This window comes from Intestinirhabdus alba, assembly GCF_009711095.1.
Classification (GTDB): domain Bacteria; phylum Pseudomonadota; class Gammaproteobacteria; order Enterobacterales; family Enterobacteriaceae; genus Intestinirhabdus; species Intestinirhabdus alba.
Map to the genome: position 1 here is coordinate 134,224 of NZ_WMJZ01000010.1, position 6,417 is coordinate 140,640.

A 6,417-nucleotide genomic window follows, 5' to 3' on the forward strand; every position below is an offset into this window, starting at 1 on the left:
CAATATCCGCCAGCGACGCTTACGAACGGTTCAGTGACGCAGCCTGGAGTCATTATTGATTTCAGCGCGAAAGTTGTTCACATTTACGGCGCTGATAGTGAGAAAATTTTACCCCAAATCAGGTAGAGATAAGTAGTAAAAGCTGGGTGGAAAGCGCCTTCTGCCGCAGCAGCCGGCGCTGATAAACGCGAACCCGCGGCCGTTTAATCCGTCAGCGAGAGCTGCGTAATCTGGCCTTTGGGCGTGCTGGTGTAATACCAGTACTCATTATTGATCTGCGCCGCTTTCAGATTCGCGATCGGCACGGCGTTTTCCGCGGAGCCGATCGTAAAGCGCAGCGTACCGCTCAGCGGCCGGGTGCTGACGAGCATCAGATCCCCGTTGCCGTTATAGCGCGCAACGGTATGCGGGTCGATAACCTGGCGTTCGCCGGTGGCGAGCACAGAGTAGTCAAACGCAACCTTTTTCTTCGCGACCTCGCCAGCGCCAAAATACTCTGCGTAAATATGCGGATCGTGGAAGAAGCCGAAATGTCCGCCGCTGTTCTGCATCTTCAGGAAATAGAAATCGGGGATCGTAAAATTACGTTTCCCCTGGCTAAGCTGCGCGTTAACGACGGAAATCCTGACGTTATCCTGCTGGTACACGCGGATATAGGCGTTGTACATTAGCGTCCATGACCAGGCGAAGACCGCGCACAGCAGCAGGCACAGCGCGAAGAGGCCGGACATTACGGCGCGGGTTGCTATCGCCACCAGCTCCCGCAGAAGAAAGGAGATAGCCAGCAGAAAGAACAGGAACGTCGACATCATTACCCGGTCCGGATAAGAGGGCGAAGCGACCATGATTAAGGAGGTGCCAACGCCCACCAGCAGCATCAGCACGATAACGCCGAGATTGAATTTATTAAAGCGGTGTCCTTTCTTATATGCAGCGACGGCGACGACGGCTAACAGAGCCAGAACGACATACGCGATCCAGATAAGCGCCAGGTGATTAAAAAACCGCTCGCTGAGGTGAATCGTCAGCCTCTCAAAGATTGATCGGCTATACCAGGCGGCGTGTGAATTCTGCGCGCGGACAAAGTTACCCGGCGAGAAGACCAGGATGCTGGCACCCAGCAGCGTGGAGATAAAATAGAGACACTTATTGAGGAAGAGCTGCCTGTAGCGCCAGAAATCATAGACGATAGCCAGCAGGGCCAGGCCAACGACAAAGGGGGCGACGCTTTCGTTTGAGCACCCGGCCAGCAGCCCCAGTAGCAGCATAATCCCCTGCGTGCGCCGTTCATTTTGCGTCTGCAGCCGGTACAGGTTCCAGATCCACGCGGCGACAAACAGGTTTGTCCACAGATAGTTGGCGCTGCCGACCACCCAGAAAACCACCTGTCCGACGTTGGGGTTTGCCAGCCAGAAGGTCAGAAATACGATGGCGAAAATCAGGGCATCGTGTTTTTTCCATTTCAGCGTTCCGGTCGGCGTCTTGACGATAAAATAGCAGAACGCGATAGCCCCCAGCCCCGTCATCGTCGAAATAAAAAGTCGTGAGTTGCTGGCTAAAAGGAGGGCGCTGGTGTAATCGGCAACGAGGCGTCCGCTCCAGGTCATGTAGTGGTGCCAGTGCGCGTCAAACGACAGGCCGATTAACGCATAGCGGTAATCATCAGAATGAATGGGGGTATACCATTCGAGAATAAATACTGCAAAAAAGGCGATCGCAAGTACCGCTTTACTTAACATACCTTGCATTCACTATCCTTTATCTTCATCGTTCCGGCGGACCGGTAACCGCGCCGGCATTGCCGCATTATTGGTTCTGTAGGTTATGCGAAGGAGCAGCTTACCATTAATTTCTCTTTCCCACGGAAATCGAAATCATACCTTTTCCATGCCTGGGGGAAAATAGTGCTGAGTTGACCTCCTTCACGCCCTAAAGGATGTGGATCGGCCTTCACCTGAATTATTTCGGTGGGTTCCTGCTTCAACGGGCGGCCTGACTGCACCCTCCCTCCACAGGCCAGCACGCCGTGCCCCGCCGCTAAAATGTTACGAGCGCCGTTTACATCGCCGTTCGCTGTATATTCACGCGCCAGACACGCGAATTGACTTTGTGACAGGCGGTTTCGCAGGCTGCCTCTGATGAGCGGCAGGGATGTCTTTTATTACCGCAGGCCATTCAGGATGAAACCCCTGGGCCAAATAAAAGCAATGCAGATACGGCCTGTAGTAGGGGATATATGAAAGAAAATCCTTAAATAAGGTCCGGTATTGGATCTTTAATCCGTATCGTTGATTTAGGATGACGCTTTATTTTACCCTGCGTTTGTAAAGCAATGTGAATTATACCCGTCATACTTCAAGTTGCATGTGCGTTGGCTGCGCTCTCACCCCCCGGTCACATAGTTTGCTATGCTCCCGGGGATAAATGAGGGACATCCCTGTTCCTCACCGAAGGCGACCTGCGGTCGGGCAAATTCGTTCCTGACGAATTTGTCGCTCGTTTGCCGCGTGATTCGGCCTGAAGGCCTCACCCCTTCGGGGCCAGCCGGGGGCTGTTCAAAACGCGCTGCGTTTTGTCCTGCAACCCGAATTATTTAGGGTAAATTCACCAAAAATAACTTACAGGTAAAGGGTTACCATTGCCGATCCTTTGCAGAATAAAGNAATTCACCAAAAATAACTTACAGGTAAAGGGTTACCATTGCCGATCCTTTGCAGAATAAAGCGCCTGCGATCGGGGGCGTTCAGCAAAGACAACACGCTCTGCCAGGCCTGATGCGCTTTTGGCTCCTGAATAACAGGGAACGGCGACGGGCGGTAGCGTGTCAGGAACTGATAAAGAGAGAATCTCATGGAAAATCCAGCCATCCTGTTACCCCGACTTAACCCTTACCGCGCCCGCGCCGTGGAGGGCGTCGCCTGCCTGCTGCCGGCGCAATATTGACATCCTGCTGATCCCGCAGACAGTGCCACTTCTGAGCCGGCAACCGCTGACACGCCTGGCGGGGCAGACGAGGCTGCGGTAGCTGACGCCGGGCCGGGATGAAAAAGAGGGAAGGGGGATGGCGTCTGATAAAGGAGACAATAATGAGTGACATACCCCCCTTGATATTCAGCCACAGCCACCACCTTTTAACGGTGCGGGGCTGTGCCTCGCTTCTGGACGTGCTGAGCTTCGAAGGCTATGAAGCGCTGAGCGAGCCGTTTCGCTATGTGATTGAATTCACCAGCGCGGATAGAGCCATCACGGCGTCGCGGATGCTGATGCAGAAGGCGACCTTCACCCTCCAGGCACCGGTGGACCAGGGCTTCGGCGTTAAAATTCAGCGGCCGGTGCGCACGATTCAGGGGGTGGTGACGGCCTTTGAGCGCCTCTCCACCTCTAAAGACGAAACGCGCTACTCCCTGACCCTGCAGCCGCGCCTGGCGCTGCTCTCAAGAAGCCGCCAGAACCGGATTTACCGGGACATGTCGGTGCCGCAGATCGTGGAGCATATCCTCAGAACCCGCCATAACATGCGCGGGGAGGATTTTGTCTTTACCCTGGCGAATGAGTATCCGCGCAGGGAGCAGGTGATGCAGTACGGGGAGGACGACCTGCATTTTATCAGCCGGCTGCTGGGTGAAGTGGGTATCTGGTTTCGCTTCACCGCCGACACCCGGCTGCACATTGACGAGGTGGCGTTTTACGACGACCAGAGGCACTACGAGCAGGGGCTGGTGCTGCCGGCGGTGTCGCCGTCCGGCCAGCATGACGGCGGGGCGGAGTCGGTGTGGGGGATGGCGAGCCGCCATAACGTGGTGCCGCGGTCGGTGTTCACCCGTGACTACAACTACCGTAACGCGCCTGAAGATATGAGCCTGAGCGCCGGGGCCACCTCCGGCGACAGCACCACCTACGGCGAGGCGTACCACTGGGGGGATAACTACCTGACGCCGGGCGGCGTTGGGCGGCATAATCCGCAGCCGGAGAGCGGAGCGTTTTACGCCCGTCTGCGCCACGAGCGCTACCTGAATAACCAGACGCGGTTAAGCGGGAAGAGCAGCAGCGCGGCGCTGGCCCCAGGCCTGCAGCTGCAGGTCACGGGCGGCGAGGAGGTTACCGATATTTTCCGCCGGGGTGTGGTGATGACGAAAATTCACTGCAGCGCCCGGCGTGACCACAGCTATGAAGTGGCGTTTGAGGCCATACCCTGTTCGAAGCGTTACGGCTTCCGCCCGGAGCCGGGTGACAAACCGGTGATGGCGGGGACGCTGCCAGCGCGGGTGACCAGCACGAAGACCAACGATATCTACGGCCATATCGACCGTGAGGGTCGCTATAAGGTGAATCTGCTGTTCGATCGCGACCGCTGGGAGGCGGGGGAGGAGAGTCTGTGGGTGCGCCAGGCGCGCCCGTATGCCGGCGACACCTACGGCCTGCACCTGCCGCTGCTGGCGGGGACCGAGGTGGCGATAGCCTTTGAGCAGGGGGACCCGGATCGTCCGTACATTGCGGGCGTGCTGCATGACTCTGCGCATCCGGACCACGTCACCATTCAGAACTATAAGCGCAACGTGCTGCGCACGCCGGCGAACAATAAAATCCGTCTCGATGATACGCGCGGCAAGGAGCATATTAAGGTCAGCACAGAGTACGGTGGCAAAAGCCAGCTGAATCTGGGGCACCTAGTGGATGTGCAGAGGCAGCCGCGCGGCGAGGGTTTTGAGCTACGGAGCGATGCGTGGGGGGCGATACGGGCCGGAAAGGGGATATTTATCACGGCGGACGATCAGCCAAAGGCGCAGGCACAGCAGCTTGAAATGAAAGCGGCGCTGGAGACACTGCAGCAGGCGCAGGGGCTGGCGCAATCGCTGAGCGAGGCGGTGAAAACCGCTAAGGCGGAACTGGCTCAGGTGAAAGCGCAAAAAAGCCTGATGGAAACGTCGCTCAACGCGCTTCAGCAGGCAGCTTTGCTGCTGAGCGCGCCGGCAGGGATTGCCCAGGTCTCACCAGAGAGTATCCAGATCAGCACGGGTAATAATTTTATCCAGACCTCCGCAGAAAACAGTGACTTCAGCGTATTCAAAAAATTCACCGTGGCCGCCGGTGAAATAATCAGCCTGTTTGCCAAAACGCTGGGAATAAAAATTTTCGCCAACCGAGGAAAGGTGGAGATACAGGCGCAGGGGGATGCCATGGAACTGACCTCGCTGAAGGATATGAAGATCCAGAGTAAGGACGGTGAGGTTTACATTGCCTCGGATAAAAAAATTACGCTGGTATGCGATAAAACAGCGCTAATTATTGAAAGCTCCGGCGTGACGATAAAAACGACGGGGGATGTGAATGTTAAAAGCGCCACTCTTAATCGCCTGGGGCCGCAAAATTATCAATACGCGCCGCCGGAATTGCCGGATGAGGCAACCTGTGTAGAGGCGGCGAAATAATGGAAAACGCAATAACAAACGCCCCGTCTGTCACATTGACGGAAAGGCTGAATCACTATCCTGAAATGTATCGCTATTTGTTATTGGACCCGCTGAAAACAGTTGCCAGCGTTAATCCGCTACATCCGCAACAATTAAAGCAGTCTCCCGGAGAGAACGCCATTTATCCCGTTCTGCGTCGCGATCTTGCCTATTCACCTGAGCATTGTCCTTTGCTGGTCCTTCTGGCCTCGCCAGGTGAAGCGTGTACCTGTCCGTGGCTTGACGGCACGGAGGGGTATGCGCGCGGCGAGGCGTTGCAGGATAAGCGCTACCTTTGTGGCTGGCTGGTCAGCTCACAGAAGCCTGAACAACTTGCGGTTTCGCTGGCGGAGCAGTGCGACAGGATAAGTCAAACGTTTTTGCCGTTTTTTGAGCCGCTACGCTTTGAGCTACTACAGGCGATGAGTCCGGTAAATGGCCTGGCCGGGAGTATCTGGCCCGTCAGTCAATGGTGGTATATGACGGTGGCGGGTGAACTTGCCTGCCAGACGGGACAGGCGTCGGATGAGAAGTGGCGGCTGAACTGGGGTGCTGAATGGATACAACAAAATGTGCGTGCCGTCGGGCAAATTCTGCAAGCCTGGGGCGCTGTCAGCACCGTCCTGCCTTCCGATGCGGCGATGCAGGCGGCGATAATGTGGAAAAAAACAGCCGAAACAGGTTTGAAGGACCCCAGGGACCGCTATTTTTTAGCCACCTGCAGCCTGGGGACTGGCGTGGATATTGCGCAGCACCCGGCAGTCAACGACCTGATACAGCAGGTTATTGCCGAACCTTCCGTACCTTTATCCCGACGCCTGCAGGCCCTGCCGGAGACGATAAAGCAGGCGCTCATGAACGAAGCGTGTCACCCGACGGAACGAAACAAAGGAGTATGACGCCATGACGTTTGACGAACAAATTGCCCGGTATGCCGATGCCAGCGAACAGGCCGCCTCCACGCCGT

At 56.2% G+C, this 6,417-nt stretch carries 4 protein-coding genes and 2 pseudogenes; 3 read left to right on the plus strand and 3 right to left on the minus strand.

Annotated features, from left to right (window positions below):
* Positions 1–203: 203 nt before the first annotated feature.
* The 3 genes and pseudogenes from GJV78_RS09495 to GJV78_RS09505 form a co-directional block, all read right to left on the minus strand.
* A complete protein-coding gene (locus GJV78_RS09495) occupies positions 204–1,748 on the minus strand; it encodes a DUF6056 family protein (protein ID WP_155108108.1) in 1,545 nt (514 codons plus the stop codon).
* Positions 1,749–1,945: 197 nt separating this feature from the next.
* Positions 1,946–2,122, minus strand: a pseudogene (locus GJV78_RS09500) (RNA-guided endonuclease InsQ/TnpB family protein); the annotation flags it as partial.
* A 544-nt stretch (positions 2,123–2,666) separates the two neighbouring features.
* Complete coding sequence (locus GJV78_RS09505) at positions 2,667–2,852, minus strand: hypothetical protein (RefSeq protein WP_155108109.1); 186 nt, start codon at positions 2,850–2,852, stop codon at positions 2,667–2,669.
* Here GJV78_RS09505 and GJV78_RS24270 point away from each other — a divergent pair.
* From GJV78_RS24270 to GJV78_RS09515, 3 genes and pseudogenes are all read left to right on the plus strand, one after another.
* Positions 2,851–2,925: pseudogene (locus tag GJV78_RS24270) on the plus strand (Clp protease N-terminal domain-containing protein); the annotation flags it as partial. The gene GJV78_RS09505 and the pseudogene GJV78_RS24270 overlap by 2 nt on opposite strands.
* 161 nt (positions 2,926–3,086) lie before the next feature.
* Positions 3,087–5,429, plus strand: coding sequence for a type VI secretion system Vgr family protein (locus tag GJV78_RS09510; protein ID WP_155108110.1), 2,343 nt, complete (start codon positions 3,087–3,089; stop codon positions 5,427–5,429).
* The gene (locus GJV78_RS09515; protein WP_155108111.1) at positions 5,429–6,349 is read left to right on the plus strand and encodes a hypothetical protein; all 921 of its coding nucleotides are present in this window, start codon (positions 5,429–5,431) and stop codon (positions 6,347–6,349) included. Before GJV78_RS09510 ends, GJV78_RS09515 begins: the two co-directional genes overlap by 1 nt.
* The last annotated feature ends 68 nt before the right edge of the window (positions 6,350–6,417 follow it).

Coding starts and splice junctions, on each gene's coding strand:
- GJV78_RS09495 (WP_155108108.1), bottom strand. CDS start 1,748: ATGCAAGGTATGTTAAGTAAAGCGGTACTTGCGATCGCCTTTTTTGCA.
- GJV78_RS09505 (WP_155108109.1), bottom strand. CDS start 2,852: ATGAGATTCTCTCTTTATCAGTTCCTGACACGCTACCGCCCGTCGCCG.
- GJV78_RS09510 (WP_155108110.1), top strand. CDS start 3,087: ATGAGTGACATACCCCCCTTGATATTCAGCCACAGCCACCACCTTTTA.
- GJV78_RS09515 (WP_155108111.1), top strand. CDS start 5,429: ATGGAAAACGCAATAACAAACGCCCCGTCTGTCACATTGACGGAAAGG.